This is a genomic window from Tenacibaculum sp. ZH5_bin.1 (genome assembly GCF_042865525.1).
GTDB lineage: Bacteria > Bacteroidota > Bacteroidia > Flavobacteriales > Flavobacteriaceae > Polaribacter > Polaribacter mesophilus.
In genome coordinates this window covers 64,315-87,495 of the sequence record NZ_JBEGIO010000006.1, presented here as the reverse complement: position 1 = coordinate 87,495, position 23,181 = coordinate 64,315, and the positions used below count along the sequence as shown (strand labels likewise).

Genomic DNA, 23,181 nt, shown 5'->3' with positions numbered 1-23,181 from the left:
CAATCACCCCATTTTCAAATCAACAAATTTTCAAATTATATAAAATGAAAGAAGGTTTAGCAGGAAAAATAGCCAAAGGGTTTATAGGCTCTAAACTTACCATATTATTAATGGTAGTGTTTATGGTAATTGGTGTGTACAGCTCTTTTTTAATTCCGAGAGAAGAAGAACCACAAATTGACGTACCAATGGCTGATATTTTTGTGGGATATCCAGGAGCGAGCCCTACAGAAGTAGAATCAAGAGTTATCAAACCCTTAGAAAAAATAATTTCGAACATCAAAGGAATAGAGTACGTATACTCTACTTCAATGAAAGAACAAGGAATGGTGATTGTTCAGTTTTATGTTGGAGAAGACATCGAGCGTTCGTTCGTAAAACTATACAATGAGATTAACAAACATATGGATCAAATGCCGAAAGGTGTTACGATGCCTTTGGTAAAAACACGCGCGATTGACGATGTACCTATGTTAGGGTTGACATTATGGAGTGAAAACTACGACGATTATCAGTTAAAGCAACTCGCACAAGAGCTTACTAACGAAATTGAAAAAGTAAACGATGTTGCGATTACTCAAAAAATTGGAGGTAGAAATCGTGAGGTTCGTGTGGTAGTAGACAAAGATAAATTAGCTGCAAGTGGATTAGACTTTCTATCGGTTACTGAAATGTTAAAAGCCAGCAATCAGCAACTAAGTGCAGGAAGTTATGATAAAAATGATACCGAGTTTTTAGTCACTACAGGGAAATTTTTACAATCTGCTGAAGATGTTAAAAACTTAGTGGTTGGCGTACAACAAAATCAACCGATTTATTTAAAACAAGTTGCGAACGTACTAGACGGACCAGAAATTCCTAAAAACTATGTAAGTTTTGGTTATGGACAAGCAAGTAGTAATGCTTCAACGTATCAATCAGAATACCCAGCAGTAACCATTTCGGTAGCAAAACGAAAAGGAGCGGATGCTATGCAAATTGCCGATGTAATTTTAGCGAAGGTTGATCATTTACGTACCAACTTAATTCCTAATGATGTACATGTTGAAATTACCCGTAACTATGGTGAAACAGCATCACAAAAAGTATCAGAATTATTATTACACTTAATCGGTGCAATTATCGCTGTAACCTTAGTGGTAATGTTAGCCATGGGTTGGCGTGGTGGTTTAGTGGTATTCTTATCGGTTCCCATCACCTTTGCACTTACCTTACTAAGTTACTACATGTTAGATTATACCTTAAACCGAATTACCTTGTTCGCCTTGGTATTTGTGACGGGTATTGTGGTAGATGACTCCATTATTATTGCTGAAAATATGCACAGGCATTTTAAAATGAAGCGACTACCGTTTAAGCAAGCTGCCTTGTACGCTATTAATGAAGTAGGAAACCCAACCATATTGGCAACCTTTACGGTAATTGCTTCAGTGTTACCTATGGCATTTGTTTCTGGACTGATGGGACCTTATATGAGTCCGATGCCAATTGGAGCTTCTATCGCTATGATTTTATCACTATTTGTTGCCCTAACGATTACTCCATATTTAGGATATATTTTCTTACGTGAAAAAGATAAACATAATGCTGAAGAAAAGTTTGAAGCAGATGAAACCAAAGCAATGCAAAGCACGCTAATCTATAAATTATATGAGAAGTTCGAGCGTCCGCTTATTGAAAATAAAACCAAACGTTGGGCATTCTTAGGAATCACTATTGCTCTACTGCTAGGTTCTATGTCGTTATTCTTTACCAAATCAGTCGCTGTAAAAATGTTGCCTTTTGATAACAAAAACGAATTTCAAGTAGTCATTGACATGCCTGAAGGTACTACTTTAGAACGTACCGATGCGGTAACTAAAGAAATTGCACAATACTTAGCTACAAGACTAGAAGTAGTAAACTACCAAAGCTATGTGGGTACTTCTGCACCTATTACGTTTAACGGATTGGTTCGTCATTACGACTTACGCGGGGGTAGCAATATGGCGGATATTCAAGTTAACTTAACTGATAAACATGATAGAAGTGAACAAAGTCATGATATTGCAAAATTGTTCAGACCAGAAATTCAAGCTATTGCAGCTAAATTTAATGCCAATGTAAAATTAGTAGAAGTTCCACCTGGACCTCCTGTATTATCAACTATTGTTGCAGAAGTGTACGGTCCAGATTATGAAAAGCAAATTGAAATTGCCAACGAAGTTCAAAATATCTTACACAATACAACCGATGTAGTAGATATCGATTGGATGGTAGAAGACAATCAAACTGAATATGAGTTTGTAATTGACAAAGAAAAAGCAATGTTATATGGCGTAGCTCCTCAACAAATTGCTTACACTTTAAACATGGCACTATCTAACAGAGCGGTTTCAACTTTATATGATGAAGATGCTTCTAATCAAGTAGGAATTGTATTTGCTCTGGATGAAAAAGAAAAATCTTCTGTGCAAGACATTGCTCAATTGCAAATTAAATCGAAACACGGCAACCTAGTTTCTATAAGTGATTTAGTTTCTGTGGAAGAAAAAAACAGTGCAAAAAGTATTTACAGAAAGAATCAAAAACGTGTAGTATATGTTATGGCTGATATGGCTGGTGAGCTAGAAAGTCCTGCCTATGCTATTTTAGGAATGGAAGAAAAGTTGAAAGATATTCCACTTCCGAAGGGATATGAATTAAACGAATTATACATTAAACAACCCGATTTTGAAGATGATTATACCGTAAAATGGGATGGTGAATGGCAAATTACCTTAGAAGTGTTTAGAGATTTAGGTATTGCCTTTTTAGGAGTTATCATCATTATTTATATGTTAATTGTAGGATGGTTTCAAAACTTTAAAGCTCCAATTGTAATGATGGTTGCCATTCCCTTATCAATGGTAGGAATTATTTTAGGACACTGGATGATGGGTGCTTACTTTACTGCAACTTCATTTATTGGAATGATTGCCCTCGCAGGAATTATGGTACGAAACTCCGTCTTACTTATTGACTTTGTCAACTTACGTTTGGCAGAAGGAGTTCCGCTAAAGCAAGCTGTGATTGAAGCTGGTGCAGTACGTACCACTCCTATCCTATTAACAGCAGGTACGGTAGTTATTGGCGCATTTGTAATCTTATTCGACCCTATTTTTCAAGGGTTAGCTATCTCTTTAATGGGAGGAACCATTACAGCTACAGTACTTACCTTGTTGGTAGTGCCTTTGGTATATTATTTAATTGAACGTAAAAATTATAAATAACATGAAAAATAGAATTGTACGTGGTATTGCTGGAACTTTTATACTTAGTAGTTTAATCCTAGCAATTAAAGTAAATAGTAATTGGTTATGGTTCACTGCGTTTGTAGGAGCCAACTTATTACAATCATCATTAACCAAATGGTGTTTACTAGATGATATTTTAACCAAGGTTTTTAAAGTAAAAGATTAATTTATTCTATAGAATAATTCAACATAAGTTGATTTTCTTATACAATTTTGGGAATTGTTGCTGTAAATCTGCTGGAGCTTCAAAAAAATGCTCCATAATTACAGCAACACATTTCTATTTATAGTTTAGTAACAAACCTTCTTCCTACTATTTAATTCTTTCTCATAAACCCATTTTTTCTTTCGTAAAATACTGATAATTATATAACGTACTATCCCTATATTTGTTTTTATGGATGAAATTAGAGCAATCCTTATTGATGATGAACAAAGTGCTAGAAATGTTTTATCTAACTTACTAGAGAGAGCATCTATCAATATTACTGTTCTCGATTCTTGTAATAACTTAGAGTCTGGTGTTCAAAAAATAAAAGAACTACAACCCAATGTGGTGTTTTTAGATGTACAGATGCCTAATTATGCGGGCTATGAAATCGCAAGGTTTTTTGATGTTATATCATTTGAAATTATCTTTGTTACTGCATATGATCACTATGCTATTAAAGCTTTTGAGTTAAATGCTATTGATTATTTAGTAAAACCTATTGACAGAAATAAACTAGATATAGCTCTTAAAAAACTAGAGCATAAACTACATCAAGAAGCTTCGCTAGTTGACTATCAAGCACTTCTTGAAACTATAAAAGATAAAAACTATAAAAAAATTGTTATCCCTGAATTAGGGAATAGACATATTCTTAATTTAACAGACATTGTTGCTATTGAAGCTGACGGAGCTTATAGTAAAATACACGTTGTGAATAAAACAACTATTATCGCTAGTAAAAATTTAAAATTTTTCGAAAACACACTGTCTGAAGAGCCTTCTTTCTTCCGTTCTCATAGAGCGTGGATTGTTAATTTAACTTACATTGAGTTTTTAAACAAAACAACTTTAAACCTCACTCTAGATAATGGAGCTATTACTGCTAAAATTTCTAGATCAAGAATAAGTAGCTTTGAAAGTAGTATTTAGTCATAAACCATCATTTCTTTTAATAAAGTATTTTCTTTTATTACTTATTCTTTGTACTTCAATAGCAACAAAAGCACAAGATCCTGTATTTATACAATTATCTGAAAAAAATAAACTTCCCGATAATGAATTCTATAACATTCATGAAGATCGTAAAGGTTTTATATGGCTATGTGCAAACAAAGGATTGTATAGATACGATGGTAAAACCTTTAAAAACTATAGTAATCCTTTACAACGTGGAGCTTCTGTATTTAATACTCAAGAAGATAACTTAGGACGAATTTGGTGCAATAATATTTCTGGTCAGTTTTTCTATATCCAAAACGATGAGCTACATTTATTTAAAGACTTAAGTGATTATTTAAATGGTGAACTGGGTGATTTTGTAATACAAAATGATTTTTTATGGGTTTTTACTGTAAAAACGATCTACAAAATAGATTTAAAAACTAAACAAATAATACAACAACACACTACTAAAAAAGGTTTTGGAACTCCGTTTTCTTTTAACAATACGATTTATTCAGGAGCCATCGATTCTATTATTTCAATAAACAAAGACAACAGTATAACTTCACTAATAGAAACCAATCTTCCTTATAAAGGAAAAAAAGGTAACGCTATAAGTTTGGGAAAGTCTATTATCTTTAAAACGAGCTCAACTTACATATACTCCCAAATAAGAAACAAAAAAAACAGCTTTTATAAATTAAACTTCTCTCAAAAAAAATTAGAATCTGTAAAAGGGCTAAAATCTCTTGAAAAAATAAAGCTCTATACTATTTTTGAGCATAACGATGAAATTTGGATAGCAACAAATCAAGGAGTATGGGTTTTTGCTTTCAAAAACGCTGCTTTTCAACTAAAAAAAAGATTTTTAACAGACAAACACATTACCAAAATCATTAGAGATAAAGACAATAACTATTGGCTTACTAGTTTAAATAATGGTGTTTATATTATTCCAAATATTCATATAGAAACCTGTAATATTCCTCTAAAAGAAGAAAATATAAAAACATTAGACAAAATAAACGATAGTACCTTGGTTATGGGGAGTAACCGTGGAAATGTTATTTTTTATAATACCAACTCCCATACTTCTAAAACTATTAATTTACCTGTTAACGAAGGAAAATTATCTAAACTAAAATACAACCCTAATCAGCAAAAAATTTACCTTAGTAAGGGGTTTAGAAGTTATATTTTAGATTATAAAAATTTAACCCTTGAAAAAACTAGATTTTTTGATGCTGCAAAAAGTTTTTCATTCTTAGCTCACAACGATTTACTATATACCAACCATAACAAAGTTGTTTTATTAAAAAATGCTAATTACAACGGTAAAGAAAAATTTATTTCAACAAATAAAAGAACTTACGATTCTTTTTATGACGAAATAAAACACCAAGTTTATGTTGCCTTTGTTGACGAATTAGCTGTATATGATAGCCTTTGGAACAAACAAATAATTGTAAACAATAAAAAACCCATCTATAGTAAATCGATAACCCAAACCGCTAATGGTATTATTTGGGTTGCCACATTTAAAAATGGCCTTTTGGGAATTAAAAATGGCAAAGTAATTCGACATTATACCACACGAAATGGCTTAACCTCAAATATTATTGAAAAAATTAAAGCTGACCAAAATAACCTATGGATTGTAGGTGTAAACAGTATTCAAAAACTCGATATCCTCACCCACAAATTCAAAACACTTACCAAGCGAGACGGTATTAAATCATACAATATTTCTGGTATTGAAATAATTGGTAACAAAATCTATTTCTCATCTGACAAAGGGTTATTTTCCGTTGATAAAAACAATGCTTTTAAAACATTACATCCTAAAGTATATTTTAGTGCTGTAGAAATTAATGAAAAAGACACCCTAATTACTTCAAATTATACCTTAAGGTATAATCAAAACGCAATAAGAATAAATTTTAATGTTAATGGTTTTTTGTTTAACCAAAAAGGAACGTATAAATATCGTTTAAAAGGATATAACGATGCTTGGTTAACTACAGCTATTGGTGAAAACTCAATAAAATACAATAGTTTACCCGCGGGTGAATACACCTTTCAAGTACACCCATTTTTAAATAGTACAAGTACTAACTATGAAATAAAAGAGCTACACTTTTTTATTAAAAAACCATTTTGGAAAACGTTATGGTTTATCTTATTAATTGTTTCTATTATTTTAGGAGCTACTATTTTATACTTTAAACAAGCAATGCTAAAAAAGGAAAAAGAGCGCATTGCCCAACTTGAAAAAATATCTTTAGAAAAAGAACTGATCGCTATTAATTTAACTGCTTTGCGTTCACAAATGAATCCGCATTTTATTTTTAATGCGTTAAACTCTATTCAAGATTTAGTTTTACAACAAGACACTGATGCTTCCTACGACTATATTGTATTATTTGCTAAACTTATACGAAGCACCTTAAACTATACAAATCAAGATTTTATTCCTATAGAAAAAGAGTTAGAATTTTTAAATGTATATCTCCAACTAGAAAAACTTCGTTTTGGTGATGACTTTAACTACACCATTACCTACGATTCTCATGAAGAATTAGAAGTTCCTTCTTTATTAATTCAACCTTTTATTGAAAATGCTTTAGTACATGGTTTACTACATAAAGAAGGAGAAAAAAAACTAGACATCACCTTCAATCTATCAGAAAACACCTTACAATGTATTATTACTGATAACGGTATTGGAAGAAAGAAAAGTAAAGAAATTAATCTCCGCCAAGGAAACCGTCATGAATCTTTTGCGTTGAACTCCATAAAAAAACGTTTAGAAATTTTTCAAAAACAATATGTTACTAAAATAGGTTTTGTTATTGAAGATATTTATAAAAACAACAATCCTAATGGCACAAGAGTAATTGTAACCATGCCTTTTAAGTATCTATTCTAAATTAACATCGCTTTTTACCTGCTTGTAAAAAACTATTCATAAACTCTTTTTACTGTTCACAAAACATTTTCTTACAAAATAATCCTTTACAACTACTATTGCATATCTAATACTAAAAAATAGTAAAAATGAAAAGTTTAAAAGAAAGATTATTTATTTTAATGATTGGACTACAATTAATATCATGTGGAAATAATGATGATAATGTAGTTGATACTCCTAAAAACAAAAGTATCACAAAAGCCTATTTCACAAAAACGTTTGCTAACTTCAAAGACACCTATTTCATTTATGATTTAGGAGATGTAATTAATAATTTTTGGGTTCCAGAAGTTTCGGTTGAAGGATATAATAGTGATTACAATTATGAAATAAAAATTAAAGGAGATGTATTAAAACAAGAATATACATTACCTCTTGAGTTTTCAAAAGTTGATGATGCTAATGCAAATATTAGTATCTTAAATTTTATAAAAGAACATTTTAAAGCTAAAACAGACATTTACAAAGCTTTTATTGTAGAAAAAGAAAGTAACACAGAATTAGAAATAAGCATACCTCCTACTTCACCTAACAGACCTTATATTATGGTTGATGGAGATGAAGATGATTTTTTATATCACTTCTTTTTCCTAAGCAATAGAACTTCAACCTCAACAGTATTAACCGAATTAGGTTTAAGTACCCGTCAGCAATTCGATTTTCACTTTGGATCATCTGCAGCTTCTGCTATTGCTAACAACTTAACCATAAGTATGGAAATATATGATTTAAGTTTAAATAAATTAGGAGAAGTTGCTACTACTCGTTTCTTATCAGGAAACACCTGGGCATACTCTTTTATTACTTCAAATTTTTCAACCTATATTCCAAGTACAGGGAATTACTTTTTAAGATTAAAAGGTTTTACAACAGGTGAATTAAGATACAGTCCTTATCAGAAAATCAATATAATAAAATAATAGATGAAAAAAATATTCTTACTAAGTGTATTAACTTTGTTAACAATAACAATACAAGCACAACAAACTCTTTTTGAAGCACTAGAAAACAATGGAGATGGAGCTACCTACCAAGGTTTTGGTGGTTTAGTAGCTAAAGGCGATGGTACTTATAATTTTAATACAGACTATCTGCCTGTTAAAATTGAATTAGAGCGCACCCCATCGGGCATTCCTGTTGGTTTTGAAGCTAGATTTATTAGTGAAAACAAACGAGCTTTTCGTGAAACCGAACTAAGTGATTATGGTACCATAGACAATTATGTGTATCCTATGAGTATAAAACACGGTTATACAAAAAAAGGTTATATGGTAATTGATGATTTACTATTTGAATTAAGAAAAATATACGACGGAAGTGCCCCTAGTATGGAAAATGTAACTTCGGTTTATGTGCTTGTAAAAGACAGAAAAGCTACAGCTAAAACTCCTAAAAAGAAAAAGGGAGGGTTCCTTTCTAGAATGAAAGCTAAAATTAAATCAGCCAGAAACTCATCAGTACCTTCTTCACCTACTTACAAATATCTTACATCTTTAAACCTCGATAAAAAGTTTAACGACTATGTAGTTGCTATGAAAAAAAAGCAAGCAATACCTTTAACAGCAAAAGACAAAGCTAAAATAGGCGCTATTAAAAAAGCAAAAAAAATGGATGCTGATGAAATAAAACGTTACAATGATTCTATCAGAGCCACTCCTGAATACAAAAAATTGAAAGAGCATCAAGCTCGTATGAAAGCTATGGATGAGGGAAATGCTTTAACAACCGTAACTTTTATAAACCGAACTGGTAAAGATATTTATGTTTTTAAAGCGGGTAGTAAAAACTCAACCACTATAAGAGCCAATAGCTCTTCTAAATTTAATTGTTCTTACAGTTATTCTTATAAATTTAATCCAAATAGTGGTGGTTCGGGTTTACAATTGTACAATGCTAATTCTGGCTGCGAAAGGTCAGTAATCGTAAAATAACATGAAATTTTTCAACTATATTCTCGTATTTATATTCCCCATTACAGTCTATACTCAAAATGAAGTACCTACTAAAAATATTAATGGTCTTTATCATTTACTTGAAGGAGAAAGAACTGTTGGAAATAAGCAAACCAAAACTAAGTTTTTTCAATATAGCTTATTAGGTACTACAAAAACAGTAGCCGTAGCTGCTTGTAAAAAATGTATCCCTGCAATTTACAAATATCAAGAAGCAGAAAGTAAAGAGCTGAACAGGCCAGTTTTTTATAATAATATTGGTCTTTTTTTAATTTCATATGATAAAGAAAGTTTTGTTATGGTAATGGCAGCCAATAAGCAAGATGCAGATTGGACTAACTTTGCATACAGTAATTTTTATAGTAAAAATTACACAAAAGTAAAAGCAATGTCTCAAAAAAAAATTAAAGAATTTATTGTACGAATAGCAAATTAGTAATCGTCTTTCATAAAACATGCCCCCTAAAAATCAATTGATTTTTAGGGGGTTCATGGTTTATCTTGAATTTACATTTTCAATTTACAAACTCAATTTACTCTTCGTAAACTGTTTTTTTAAAATATCTACATATAAAAGTACTCTTGTACTATTAATTAAAAAAGATCAAAATGAAATTATTTAAAAAAGGGATATTACTAAGCTTTATTGCTATTCAGCTTATTTCTTGTAGTAAAGACGATGAACCACAAAATACACCTCCTGTAATTAAAGCACAAAGCTTCGCCGTAGCAGAAGATAAAGCAGCTAACACCAAAATAGGTATTATTGCTGCTACCGATGTTAATAAAGACGACTTAACATTTAAAATTACTAAAAATGACAACAACTTATTTGCTGTTAATGTTTCTGGAGAACTAAGCATTGCTGCTAACAAAAGTTTAGACTATGAAACCCAAACCAAACACGAAATTACAGTTGAAGTAAGTGATGGTAAAGACAAAGCTTCTGCCACTATGACCATCAATGTCACCGATGTAGTTGAAAATGAAGCCCCAAAAATTAACGATCAAAGTTTTGAGGTTTCAGAAGATGCGACTACAGGGGTTACCTTAGCAACTGTAATTGCCTCAGACCCTAATAATGACACAATCACTTTTACTATTGATGACAATAGTCTTTTTATATTCACCTCTACAAATGAAGGAAAGCTACAGTTGGCTACGGGAAAGTCTCTTGATTTTGAATCTAAGAACAAACATGAACTAAAGATAACTGTTAGTGATGGAGTTTATACCAGTACAGCAACAATCACTATAAATATTACAGATGTAAATGAGGCTCCAGCTATTACCGACAGCTCCTTTGTTAATGACGTGGCAGAAAATATAAATGATGATGATATTATTGCTGAAATAGTTGCTGTTGATCCTGAAAATGATGTTATTAATTACAGTATTACCTCAGACCCTGATCAACTTTTTGAAATTGACAATCAGGGAAAAATCACATTAAAAACAGGTAAATCATTAGATTACGAAACAAATACTTCTCATACCATTACCATAAGAGTTACAGATGATAAAGCCTTATTTACCGAAGAAACATTTACAATAAAAGTAACCGATGTAGATGAAAACGGAAGCAGTGCCACTGTAAGTACTTTCTCAGGATCTACCAGTGGTAGCTCTGGCGATAGGGACGGTATTAATGCCCTTTTTAATTCACCAGGAGGTATTGCAGAACATGGAGGGTTGTATTATGTGGCAGATGAAATGAACCATAGGATTAGAAGAATAAACAGAAATACGCTAGAAGTAACAACCTTTGCTGGTTCTACCCAAGGCTTTGCAGACGGCAATGGTTCGGCTGCTATGTTCAATGCCCCCAGAGATATTATTGTTGATAGCCATGGAACGGTTTATGTAGCGGACACAGGGAACAATGTCATTAGAAAAATTACCCCAACAGGAGAGGTAACTACATTTGCAGGATCTGGTAATTTTGGCAATGTGGATGCCACAGGTACGGCTGCCTCTTTTTCCAATCCAAGTGGGCTGTGCTTTTCGGGCAGTGATATCTATGTGGCCGATTCTGGCAACCATACCATTAGAAGAATTACACCAAGCGCAGTCGTCACCACTTATGCAGGCAGCCCTGGCAATGCTGGTTATGTAAATGGCGACCGAATAGCCGAGGCACGATTTAATAATCCTGTAGATATTACAGTAGATACTAGAGGAACATTCTATGTTAGTGATAATGGTAACCATGTAATCCGAACTATTAATGGAGGTGTAACGGTACGTTTACATGCTGGTGATCCAAATAGCTTTGGGTTTCAAGACGGAGCTGTCAATACAGGAAAATTAAATAGCCCCCAGCAAATAACGGTAGGTGGTTCTGGCATAACGGATTTGTATATTGCTGACAGAGGCAACCATGCTATCCGAAAAGTGACATCCGTCGTTACCAGCGGTGGTGGCGGGTTTGGAACCTCACGGTTAGAACTGGTTACCGTTGCCGGTGGTAATGGTCGTGGAAATACGGATGGAAGTGGGAATACTGCACAATTAAACTTTCCGTACGGAATTATAAGTGATTCAGATGCTCCCGCTACTTCTGTTATTATAACCAACTGGCACTCGCTGCGTAGGATAGAGGAGTAAAGATATATTTTGTAAAAGTTGTGTTCATTAAAACCGGGGTTATACAACCTTGGTTTTTCTAAAACATCTAAAATAGCGACCAGTTTTTAAAAGGGCTGTTAGAACAAAATTATCAATATAAACCAAATAAGAAAACATGCCCATATACTGATGGGCATGTTATGTGTATTATAGTCTAGTTTTGGCCAGTTCTAAGCATTTTCATAAAAAAGTATTGCCGAGGGTAGTATCCCTCAAAAGCAAAACAGTAACTCATTAAGATTAGATATTGAAACAAAAGATGAAACAAATAATAGGAATATTCTTGATTTTAATCACTTTAAGTGCTTGTTCTCAAGAGAAAAAAAAAGTAAGCGAACAAAAAGAAACAATACTAAAAGAACCAAAAGTAGATAAACGTATAGAGTTATTAAGCATTGTTTTTAGGCTTGCAGACAGTCATGAATATAGTCAAAATCTTTTTCCTAAGTATGTTGAAAGCATTCAAAATCATTTTGAGAAATTTAAAAGTCACGATTTAATTAAGTATGTAAAAAGTGAATTACATGAAAAAGGAATTGGTTTTAGTTCAGTTATGAGTATGGCTATACATATAACTGAACCTCAAAATATAAAAGCTATGATAGTGCCTTTTTCAAATAAATCACTAGAAAGACCATGGAGTAAAGAAAGCTCTACACAGTTTTTAAAACTGTTAAATGAATTTTATATTGATGCCGACTGTGAAACTTTTTTTAATAACAATAAAGAACTCTACAAAGCTGCATCAAATAGATTTAAAAAAGTTTATCAAAATTTAGACCTAGAATGGTATCAAAAATTTTATGGAGAAGACCCAAAAGGAGAATTTAAAATTATAAATGCCTTGGGAAATGGAGGAGCGAGCTATGGTCCAAAAATAATTTATCCGAATGGAAATGAGGTGATCTATGCTATAATGGGAACGTGGAGTGTTGATAACTTAGGTATGCCTAAATATGAAGTGAACGATTATTTTCCAACTATTTTACATGAATTCAATCACTCATTTGTAAATCATATTATAGAAAAGCACCGCTCTGAACTACAAGAAAGCGGGACAATCATCTTTGATAAAGTAAAAGATAAAATGAATAAACAAGCATATGGTAATTGGAAAACTATGTATGATGAAGCGTTGGTTAGAGCGACTGTTATTAAATATATGAAGGACCATAATTATGATAAAAAAACAATCGAAAACGAATTGAATGAGCAATTAAATAGCGGTTTTTTATGGACTCATGAGCTAGTCAAAGAACTAGAAAGATATGATAATAATAGAGATAGATATCCAACATTAGAGAGTTTTATGACAGAGTTAATATTTTTTTTCAATAAAACAGCTTCTGAAATAAGCAAACAAAAAATATAAACCCTAAAAAACAGTTAAAATTATTCAACAAAGAAATACTTATTACTCTCCATAACGCTACAACTAATTTATTATATCATAATAATTATTATACAATTAAAAATTCAGTAGAAATTAAGGAAAATATTTTAAGAGAACATTTAACTAGTATTGATTCCTTATACTAAATTAATAAACCTACCTACATTCTTATTAACTTCTATAATTAGAATAAATCAAAATAGTAACCTCTATACTATTTATTAAATAAAACAAGATTAAAAAACTCCAAAACAGTAATAGGTTCTAAAAAACAACATCTTAAGGTAAAAAACAATTAAAAAGAACAAAACTTAAACTATTATAACTAATAACAATACTATATTAACAAAACAACAATAATAACAATTTGTTTTTTATTTATTTACAAAATAAACTTAATTTTTTTAAAAATATGAAAACAAAATTGTTACTACTGTTCTTTCTTGTTACATCAATTGTAATTGCTCAAGAAAAAACAGTATCTGGGGTAGTTTCAGATGAATCCGGGGGGCTTCCAGGGGTAAGTATACTCATTAAGGGTACCACAAAAGGTACAGAAACAGACTTTGATGGTAACTACTCTATCAAGGCTAAAGAAAATGATATCTTAATATTTAGTTTTGTAGGAATGACAACTATTGAAAAAACAGTTGGATCCTCTAACGTGATAAGTGTAACTATGTCTACAAACGAAAATGTTTTAGATGAAGTAGTTGTTACAGCTTTAGGTATAAAAAGAGAAAAAAAATCTTTAGGATACGCTACACAGGAAATCAAAGGAAACGACCTAACTAAGGTAAATTCAGGAAACATAGCTAATTCTATTTCTGGTAAAATATCTGGAGTACAAATTAGACGAAATGGTAATATTGGAGGATCCACCAATGTAATTATAAGAGGGACAACATCTTTAACTGGCAACAACCAAGCTCTTTGGGTAGTTGACGGAGTCCCGTTAAATAATGATAACACAAATACTGCTGATCAAAAAAGCGGAGGTAACACAGGAGGATATGACTTTGGTAATGCTGTGGCTGACATCAATCCTGATGATATTGAAACTATGAATGTATTAAAAGGAGCTGCTGCTTCTGCTTTATATGGTTCAAGAGCTACAAACGGTGTTATTATAATTACCACTAAAAAAGGAGGAAAAAGTAAGGGTTTAGGTATTACAATTAATAGTGGCGTAACAATTGGAGCTGTAGATTTTAAAACCTTACCTAAATATCAAAAAGAATATGGTAGTGGTTGGTGGAATTCTTTTTCAGACCCTTCAAGAAATATCGATTTAGGCAGTGGTTCTCACCCTTATGAGCCTACAGATGATGCTTCATGGGGGCCTGCTTACGACCCTAATTTACTAGTATACAGGTGGAACTCTTTTTTTCCTGAACTTTCTACCTACGGTAAAGCAACACCATGGACGGCTCCTAAAAATGATGCTAATAGCTTTTACACAAAAAGTATTACTTTTAACAATAACATTTCTATTTCTGGTAATAATGAAGTTGGAAGTTTTCGTTTTAGTTATTCCAAATATGATTTAAATCAAGGAATATTACCAAACAGTAGTTACAAAAGAGATAATTTTAACTTATCAGGAAGCTATAAGCTAAGTAATAAAACTACTGTTACTGCATCTGCTAACTACAATAAAACCCATGGTAGAGGTCTTAATGAAACTGGATATGGTGCTGGTGGTAACAATTACCTCAGTAGTGTAAGACAATGGTACTCTTCTAGTGTTGACTTTGCTGATTTAAAAACAGCTTATAAAGAAACACAACTAAACACAACTTGGAGTGTATATGGACCTTACGATTTAAATGTTGCATTTCATGACAATCCTTATTTTCAAAGAAAGAATAATATAGGAAGTATAAGAAGAAACCGCTTTTTCGGTAATTTTAGTTTAACAACTGAAATAAAAGACTGGTTAAGTGTTACCGGAAGAGGTGGTATTGATTCTTATAATCAAACTCAAGAAGAAACAATAGCTGTTGGCTCTAAAAGACAACCTGAACTTAAAGGGCAATACTCTAGATTTGATAAAAACTTTAGGGAGTTCAACTTAGATTTAATTTTTAATGCTCAAGGAAAAATTACCAATAATATAAGTTTCACTGCATTATTAGGAGGAAACGTAAGAAGAACAAAAAGCAATTATACTTACGCTATTACAAAAGGCGGCTTAGTTATACCTAACATCTACGCTATAAACAATTCTGTTCAAAATCCAGACCCTTTATCTGAGTCTATATCATCAATTGGTACTAATAGTATTTATACAAACGCTTCTTTGAGCTTTTATGATACTTATTTTTTAGAAGCTACCTACAGAGTTGATCAGTCTTCTACTTTACCTAAAGAAAATAATGTTTATAATTATCCTTCTCTAACTGCTACATATATCTTTAGCAAACACTTGAAAGCTAACTGGCTTTCATTTGGAAAACTGCGCCTTAATTATGCTGAAACAGGTAACGATGCTCCTTTTGCTGTACTTAACTCTCAGTATATTAAATATTCAAACTTTGGAGACGCTATACAATTTTCCACAGAAAACAGCAGAAAAAACCCAAACTTAAGAAGCGAAAAAACTAAAGGTTATGAAATTGGTTTAGAAACAAAAATGTTTAATAATAAATTGGGGTTAGATCTTTCATTATACAAAACCAACACTACAGACCAAATAATGTCTGTTGGTGTAACGGGAGCTACAGGAAGTACATCTGCATGGGTTAACGCTGGTAATGTCGAAAATAAGGGTATTGAAGTCAGCTTAAATGCTACCCCTATAAAAACAGATAATTTCACATGGGAATCTCAAATTAATTGGTCTACCAACAAAAATAAAGTTATTAGCCTTAATGAAAATGATAGTCGTTTTGAAATTGGAAGATTTCAAGGAGTGTCTCTAGTTGCAGAAGTAGGTAAACCTGTTGGACAAATGGTTAGCTCAGGATTCAAATACATTAACAATCAAAAAGTTATAAAAGAAAACGGCTACTACGATATTGAAAACAGTAAAATCATAGGTGACATAAATCCTGATTGGATTGGTGGTATAAACAATAAGTTCAAATACAAAGATTTTTCTTTTAGTTTTTTAATAGACGTTAAAAAAGGAGGAGATGTATGGTCTTTAGATCAAAAATACGGAGCACAAACTGGTATTTACCAAAGTAGTGTTGGAAATAATCACTTAGGAAACCCTAAAAGAAACTCTGTTACAAACGATGAAAATAGTGGAGGAGTTATATTAGATGGAGTGCTTTCAGATGGCACTAGAAATACCAAAATTGTTCCTGTTGATTATGATTTAGGTGCAAATACCCCAGATGAGGGGTATGTATATGATGCTTCTTTTGTTAAATTAAGAGAAGTTTCTTTTAGTTACAATCTTCCTAAGAAATTTTTAAAAAACACTTTTCTCAATAGCCTTTCTTTTACAGCAAGTGGTAGCAACTTATGGATAATACATAAAAATTTACCATATGCAGACCCTGAAGCTGGTGCTTCTTCTGGTAACCTACAAGGTTTCCAAACAGGTGTATTACCTACTACTAAAGAATATAGTTTTAACATAAAAGCTCAATTTTAATAGATATGAAAATAGTCGATAAAATAAAAAGAACTGTAATATTAGGATTAGGAATAACTTTATTATTTTCTTCTTGTAATGATATTGAAAACCTAAATACTGACACTAAAGGGTATGAAACTGTATTACCTGAAGCTCTTATGACGCAATCTCAAGTGAGCTACATGTATTTCTTAACAAATACAAACCCTAACTCTAATAATTTCAGAAAATATGTTCAGTATTGGACTAATACCGAATTTGTTGATGAAGACAGATATAATCAAACAAAAAGAAATATTGGTACAGGTTTCTGGAATCTACTTTATAGAGATGTTTTAACTGATTTTAAAAACGCAAAAGAGATAATAATATCACAAAATGTAACACCTAACAAAGAAGCTGAAAAGCAAAACAAAATTGCTATTGTAGAAATACAAATGATTGCCGTTTTTCAAACACTTGTTGATTTATATGGTGATGTACCATATACTGAAGCTTTAGATTTTGTAAAATATCCAAAACCTAAATACGATGATGCTCAAGAAATTTATTTAAGCTTAGCAGATCGTCTTAATAAAGCCATTAATCAGCTAAACACGAATGAATCTAGTTTTTCTTCTGGAGATTTAATTTATGGAGGAAATGTTAATCTATGGAAAAAACTAGCTAACAGTATTAAGCTAAAGTTAGGACTTCATTTAGCAGATATACCTGAACTTAACTCTGATGCTAAAGATTTAATTGAAAGCGCCTTTAAATCTGGAGTAATATCTAATAATTCTGAAAATGCACTATTACAATATTATTCTGTCTCTGGTCAAAGGAATCCTATTTTTCTAGCTCTTACAACTGAAAATCATTATGTTCCAACAAAGTTTTTAGTAGATGAGTTAAATTCAAAAAAAGACCCTAGAAGAGATATTTTTTTTAATTCTAATTCAAAAATAAATGGAGAATATGTTGGTTATCCATACGCAATAGGTCCCAGTGGAGGTGGGTATCAAAATACATCTAATACAAATATTGAAATATTTAGAGATCCTTCTTTGCCTGGTGTTTTGTTTGATTTTGCTGAAACATCATTTTTATTAGCTGATGCTGCTAATAGAGGTTTTGATGTTGGAGGAACAAGTGCCACCTATTATATGCAAGGAATTGAAGCTAGCATGGACTATTGGAATGTAAGTTCTTTAGATAAGCAAAACTACTTAAATAGACCTGATGTTTCTTTTAATACTGCGTCTGGTAGCACAAAAGAAAAAATCGCGTATCAATTATGGATATCTTATTACAATAGAGGCTTTGAAGCTTGGACTGAATATCGTAGACTGGACTTTCCAAACATAAAAGCTCCTGATAATGCTGTATCTGAAGCAGATGGCAAAGTACCTGTTAGGAATATCTATTCTCATTTAGAAGCAACACTTAACAAAACGAATTATGAGACTGCTTCAGCAAAAATAGGAGGAGATTTAATGACTACTAAAATATTTTGGGATAAGTATTAAAACATAGTAGGTAAAAACTAAACTTTGTTCTCATAAAAAGATTGTTTTTATCAAAAAGAGATTGTTACTATAACAATCTCTTTTCTATTTTTAGTGACCCAGAGAGGACTCGAACCCCCAACCCTCAGAGCCGAAATCTGATGTTCTATCCAGTTGAACTACTGAGTCTATAAAATAATTGTTATGCCAATTTAGCTTTTACAATTGCTGAAATTGTTTTCCCATCTGCTTGTCCTGCTAATTGCTTCGATACAATTCCCATTACTTTTCCCATATCTTTCATTCCTTCAGCACCAACATCTGCAATAGTTTTCTCTACAATATTTCCAATTTCTTCTTCACTTAAAGCTTCAGGTAAAAATTGTTCTAAAATAGCCGCTTCAGCTAATTCAGGTTCAGCCAAATCATTACGTCCTTGTTCTGTAAACACAGTAGCACTATCTTTACGTTGTTTTACCTGCTTTTGAATAATTTTTAATTCTTCTGCTTCTGTAAGCTCTCCTGCTCCCGCTTCGGTATTTGCTAACATAAAAGCTGACTTTAATGCTCTTAAAGCCGTTAAAGCTACCGTGTCTTTAGACTTCATAGCTTCTTTCATTTTATCCATTACCTGCTTTTGCAAACTCATATTTTTATATTTTAAAGTATTAAAAAATCCCGATAAATCGGGATTTTAAAAATAAGTGTTATTCTTTTATTAATCTACATTATCGTGTAAAAACGAATTATTAGAACGTAATAAATCGTTATTATCTGTATTCAATGCTGTATCTGATTTACTAATATCTGATCCTGCTTCAATATCAACTCCTAATCTTTTATATGCTGGTTGACGTTCTATTTCATCTATATTTTTACTAACCTGATCATTAAATTTATAATTAAAACCCTTCATTTTCTCTCTTCTTTCCTTAGCTCTTTTCTGCAATTCAGAAATTGTTAAATCTAACGGAGAAACTTCTTCACTTGTAGTGTTTATATTATTAATTTTTTCTTGTGTTTGAGATTTTACCTCAAATTGTAACTCCTCTTCTACTTGGTCTTTAATTATCGGAGTAGAGCTTTTACCAATTGTTGGTTGTGCACTGAAGTCATCTAATACATAGCGCTTTTCAACCTTATGGTACTTTACTTCTTCAGCTTCTACTTCGATATTTTTAATCTCGTTAGACGTTTCAACTAGATGAGATGCTGGTTTTATTTCTTCATAAGAATTTAATGGTAAATCAAACAACAAGTCTTGTTGTGTTGATTGCTCTTTTACTTCTCTTTCTTCTACTTTAGGTTCGGCTATATTAGTAATAATGAAATCGTCTTCAGAAACTGTTTCTATTTCAATTTCATCGTATGTAACATCTATATTTTTTATTGCTTGTGTTGTTGGAATAATTTCAGCTCTTGGTTCAACTTTTTCTTCCTCTAAAACATGAATAACTTTATTTGATGGCTTGTTTTTTATAGGCTCATTAATTGGTGTAGAAGTTTGTACTTGTTGATCTCCAAAATTATAAGTTGCCTTTTGTTCATCTTCTAAAGTATGAACTATTTTTTTCACCTCAGTATTGGTTATATTCCCTTGCTGATCAGCAGCAAAACCCGTAGCTACAACGGTTACAGCTATTCCGTCTTCTAATGATTCATCTTCTCCAATACCCATAATAATATTGGCATCATAACCTGCTTCATCCTGAATATAATCATTAATTTCTCCTATTTCATCTAGCGTAACTTCATTTCCTCCCGAAACGATTAATAGTAATACATTTTTAGCTCCTGTAATTTTATTATCGTTCAACAAAGGAGAGTCTAATGCTTTTACAATAGCATTTTTAGCTCTGTTTGCTCCTGTTTCTTTTGCAGATCCCATAATTGCTGTACCACTGTTTGATAGTACTGTTTTAGCATCGTGTAAATCGATGTTTTGCTTATAATGATGGGTAATTACCTCTGCTATACCCTTGGCTGCTGTTGCTAATACTTCATCTGCCTTAGAAAAACCTGCTTTAAAACCTAAGTTACCATAAACTTCGCGCAGTTTATTATTATTGATAACAATTAATGAATCTACATTATCACGTAAATCATCAATTCCTTTTTGAGCTTGTTTTGAGCGCATTCGTCCTTCAAATTGAAATGGCATCGTAACGATTCCTACCGTTAAAATATCCATATCTTTAGCTATTTTTGCTATAATAGGAGCTGCTCCTGTACCCGTACCTCCTCCCATACCTGCGGTGATAAACACCATTTTGGTATGTGTACTCAACATTTGTTGAATTTCCTGTATACTTTCAGCCGCTGCTTGTGCTCCAATTTCTGGATTAGCACCTGCACCTAAACCAGAAGTTAAGTGTGCTCCTAATTGAACCTTATTAGGTATAGGACTGTTTTCTAATGCTTGTGCATCTGTATTACAAATTACAAAATCTACTCCGTGAATTTGTTTACTATACATGTGGTTTACAGCATTGCTTCCTCCCCCACCAACACCAATTACTTTAATGGCATTCGATTGTGTTTTTGGCATGTCGAATGAAATGTTATCAAATTCTGCGCTCATAATAACTTTTCTTTTTTATTAATTCTTATTCAATTTTACACTCCTTTTTAGGGGATTAATTAGGAGTATTCTTATATATACTAATTACTCTGCGTTATCTAAAAATTCTTTGAATCGTTCTGTGAACTTATCAAAAAAAGATTTAGGTTTTTTCGCTTTATGTTCCTTCTCTTCTTGAACTTCTTCTATAATTTCTTTTTCTTCCTCAATAGTTTCTTCTACTAACACCTCTGGTGTTTCTTCAATAACTACTTTTTCTTCTGCTTCTTTTTGTAAACCTTCCATTAACAATCCTACAGCTGTTGCAAATGCTGGACTCGATAATACTTCATCAGAATCTCCAGCTAAATGTTCATTAGGATATCCAATACGAACGTCCATTCCAGTAATATATTCTACCAACTGACGTAAATGTTTTAATTGAGCTCCACCTCCTGTTAATACAATACCTGCAATTAATTTTCCTTTTTGAGTTTCGTGTCCGTAGTTCTTAATTTCTAGATATACGTGTTCAATTATTTCTTGAACTCTTGCGTGAATTATTTTTGATAAATTTTTAAGTGTAATTTCTTTAGGTTCTCTTCCTCTTAACCCTGGAATCGAAACAATTTCTGTTTCTTTGTTTTCTCCGGGCCATGCTGAACCAAACTTTATTTTTAATAATTCTGCCTGTTTTTCAATTATTGAACAACCTTCTTTAATATCTTCTGTAATAACATTACCTCCAAAGGGAATAACTGCTGTATGACGAATAATTCCATCTTTAAATATTGCTAAATCTGTAGTTCCGCCACCTATATCAATTAGTGCTACTCCAGCTTCTTTTTCTTCTTGACTAAGCACTGCCGAAGCTGAGGCTAGTGGTTCAAGTGTAATATCTGAGAGAGTTAAACCTGCACTTTTAATACACCTTCCTACATTTCGAATGGAAGATACTTGACCTACTACAACATGGAAATTAGCTTCTAACCTTCCTCCATACATTCCTATAGGTTCTTTGATATCTGGCTGACTATCTACCTTGAATTCTTGTGGTAATACATGAATAATTTCTTCACCAGGTAACATAACCAATTTGTGTACCTGACTCACTAAATTTTCTATATCAGTTCTGTCAATTACCTCTTCTGATTTTTCTCTAGTTATATAGTCGCTATGATGTAAACTACGTATATGTTGTCCAGCAATACCTACAACAACATTTTCTATTTTATATCCCGAAATACTTTCTGCCTCTTCAGCTGCTTGCTGAATAGATTGAATTGTTTGCGTAATATTATTGACTACACCTCTTTTTACACCTAAACTTTTCGCTTTACCAATACCTAAAACTTCAAGCTTACCGTATTCGTTTTTACGACCAATCATGGCAACAATCTTGGTTGTACCAATATCTAAACCAACTGCTATTTTATTGTTCTCCATCTTGATTTTGTTTTGTGCACACAACTTGGTTGTGGTATTTTACATTTATAGCTTTGTAATTATTAATGGTTTTGTCTGTAAATGCTTTGTTATAAAATGCTGTTAGCTTTTTAAACTTTATTGAGGCATCTATTAACTCTCCAAAAATTATCTTATAGTCACCACTACGAACTGTAAATGTATATTCGCTTTGGGCGTCTCTTTCTATAGCAATAATTTCTTTAGCAAAAAAACTACTACTATTTATGGTTTTTATTAACGTTGTTAATTCTTTGATTTCTTCTGGCTCACTCACTCCTAAAACTAATGGTACTCTTGCTGAAAAATTTGTAGATAACGGAATTTTAACCCCATACTTATCAACATAAAAAGATTTGTATTTATCAACAATTCTAGCTATCGGTGTTCGTTGTTTTATGGTAGTTTTTAACACCCCATCTATGGTTAAAAACACAGCTATTTTTTCAACATACGGGTTCGCCGAAACATTAGTTTCTAGAAAATGTAAATCTACCAATCTTTTTGGTTGGTTTTTAACAAATTCATCATTTTGTATTAACATTTTATCAACCATACTGTGTGTCAAAAAGTTATTATCTCCAGCAGCAAACTCTACTACCGTGCTTTTTACTTTTTTTGATCCATTTCTATTAGTTGTAAAACCATACAAAAACATCAAAAACATCAGCAGCAAGAAAAAAGATAAAAATGTTGCTAATTTTTTCAT

At 32.0% G+C, this 23,181-nt stretch carries 16 protein-coding genes and 1 tRNA gene; 11 read left to right on the top strand and 6 right to left on the bottom strand.

Going from position 1 to position 23,181, the window contains the following annotated elements; translation table 11 throughout:
- Positions 1 to 44 precede the first annotated feature (44 nt).
- Together ABHQ57_RS14090 and ABHQ57_RS14085 are read left to right on the top strand one after the other, a co-directional pair.
- Positions 45 to 3,251, top strand: a complete 3,207-nt coding sequence (locus ABHQ57_RS14090; protein ID WP_167712383.1) for an efflux RND transporter permease subunit — start codon at positions 45 to 47, stop codon at positions 3,249 to 3,251.
- 1 nt (position 3,252) lies between these two features.
- Positions 3,253 to 3,441, top strand: a complete 189-nt coding sequence (locus ABHQ57_RS14085) for a DUF2892 domain-containing protein (RefSeq protein ID WP_167712384.1) — start codon at positions 3,253 to 3,255, stop codon at positions 3,439 to 3,441.
- Positions 3,442 to 3,459: 18 nt separating this feature from the next.
- On the opposite strand, the gene ABHQ57_RS14080 is transcribed toward ABHQ57_RS14085, so the two are convergent.
- Positions 3,460 to 3,537, bottom strand: a complete 78-nt coding sequence (locus ABHQ57_RS14080) for a hypothetical protein (protein WP_156167118.1) — start codon at positions 3,535 to 3,537, stop codon at positions 3,460 to 3,462.
- Positions 3,538 to 3,672: 135 nt separating this feature from the next.
- On the opposite strand from ABHQ57_RS14080, the gene ABHQ57_RS14075 reads away from it, so the two are divergent.
- From ABHQ57_RS14075 to ABHQ57_RS14035, 9 genes are all read left to right on the top strand, one after another.
- The gene (locus ABHQ57_RS14075) at positions 3,673 to 4,416 is read left to right on the top strand and encodes a LytTR family DNA-binding domain-containing protein (RefSeq protein ID WP_053056758.1); all 744 of its coding nucleotides are present in this window, start codon (positions 3,673 to 3,675) and stop codon (positions 4,414 to 4,416) included.
- Positions 4,400 to 7,357, top strand: a complete 2,958-nt coding sequence (locus tag ABHQ57_RS14070; RefSeq protein WP_167712385.1) for a histidine kinase — start codon at positions 4,400 to 4,402, stop codon at positions 7,355 to 7,357. The genes ABHQ57_RS14075 and ABHQ57_RS14070 overlap by 17 nt, the downstream gene beginning before the upstream one ends.
- Before the next feature lie 128 nt (positions 7,358 to 7,485).
- Complete coding sequence (locus ABHQ57_RS14065) at positions 7,486 to 8,319, top strand: hypothetical protein (RefSeq protein WP_159615075.1); 834 nt, start codon at positions 7,486 to 7,488, stop codon at positions 8,317 to 8,319.
- 3 nt (positions 8,320 to 8,322) lie between these two features.
- Positions 8,323 to 9,330: a hypothetical protein gene (locus ABHQ57_RS14060; RefSeq protein WP_047790377.1), complete on the top strand. Its 1,008-nt coding sequence runs from the start codon at positions 8,323 to 8,325 to the stop codon at positions 9,328 to 9,330.
- A 1-nt stretch (position 9,331) separates the two neighbouring features.
- Complete coding sequence (locus ABHQ57_RS14055) at positions 9,332 to 9,787, top strand: hypothetical protein (RefSeq protein ID WP_047790376.1); 456 nt, start codon at positions 9,332 to 9,334, stop codon at positions 9,785 to 9,787.
- Between the two features lie 173 nt (positions 9,788 to 9,960).
- Positions 9,961 to 11,958, top strand: coding sequence for a cadherin domain-containing protein (locus tag ABHQ57_RS14050; RefSeq protein ID WP_167712386.1), 1,998 nt, complete (start codon positions 9,961 to 9,963; stop codon positions 11,956 to 11,958).
- Positions 11,959 to 12,238: 280 nt separating this feature from the next.
- The gene (locus ABHQ57_RS14045) at positions 12,239 to 13,351 is read left to right on the top strand and encodes a DUF4932 domain-containing protein (RefSeq protein WP_159494749.1); all 1,113 of its coding nucleotides are present in this window, start codon (positions 12,239 to 12,241) and stop codon (positions 13,349 to 13,351) included.
- Positions 13,352 to 13,784: 433 nt separating this feature from the next.
- Positions 13,785 to 16,979 carry a SusC/RagA family TonB-linked outer membrane protein gene (locus ABHQ57_RS14040; protein WP_167712387.1) on the top strand — a complete coding sequence of 1,065 codons (3,195 nt, stop codon included), beginning with the start codon at positions 13,785 to 13,787 and terminating at the stop codon, positions 16,977 to 16,979.
- A gap of 5 nt (positions 16,980 to 16,984) precedes the next feature.
- Positions 16,985 to 18,469, top strand: coding sequence for a SusD/RagB family nutrient-binding outer membrane lipoprotein (locus ABHQ57_RS14035; RefSeq protein WP_083574834.1), 1,485 nt, complete (start codon positions 16,985 to 16,987; stop codon positions 18,467 to 18,469).
- Positions 18,470 to 18,563: 94 nt separating this feature from the next.
- On the opposite strand, the gene ABHQ57_RS14030 is transcribed toward ABHQ57_RS14035, so the two are convergent.
- From ABHQ57_RS14030 to ABHQ57_RS14010, 5 genes are all read right to left on the bottom strand, one after another.
- Positions 18,564 to 18,637: transfer RNA gene (locus ABHQ57_RS14030), tRNA-Arg, on the bottom strand.
- Between the two features lie 13 nt (positions 18,638 to 18,650).
- Positions 18,651 to 19,097: a GatB/YqeY domain-containing protein gene (locus ABHQ57_RS14025; protein WP_073184279.1), complete on the bottom strand. Its 447-nt coding sequence runs from the start codon at positions 19,095 to 19,097 to the stop codon at positions 18,651 to 18,653.
- 69 nt (positions 19,098 to 19,166) lie between these two features.
- Entirely contained in the window at positions 19,167 to 21,029 is a 1,863-nt protein-coding gene (gene ftsZ / locus ABHQ57_RS14020; RefSeq protein ID WP_047790373.1) for a cell division protein FtsZ, read from the bottom strand.
- A gap of 84 nt (positions 21,030 to 21,113) precedes the next feature.
- Complete coding sequence (gene ftsA / locus ABHQ57_RS14015) at positions 21,114 to 22,454, bottom strand: cell division protein FtsA (RefSeq protein WP_047790372.1); 1,341 nt, start codon at positions 22,452 to 22,454, stop codon at positions 21,114 to 21,116.
- Complete coding sequence (locus tag ABHQ57_RS14010; RefSeq protein ID WP_159494751.1) at positions 22,441 to 23,181, bottom strand: cell division protein FtsQ/DivIB; 741 nt, start codon at positions 23,179 to 23,181, stop codon at positions 22,441 to 22,443. Before ABHQ57_RS14010 ends, ftsA begins: the two co-directional genes overlap by 14 nt.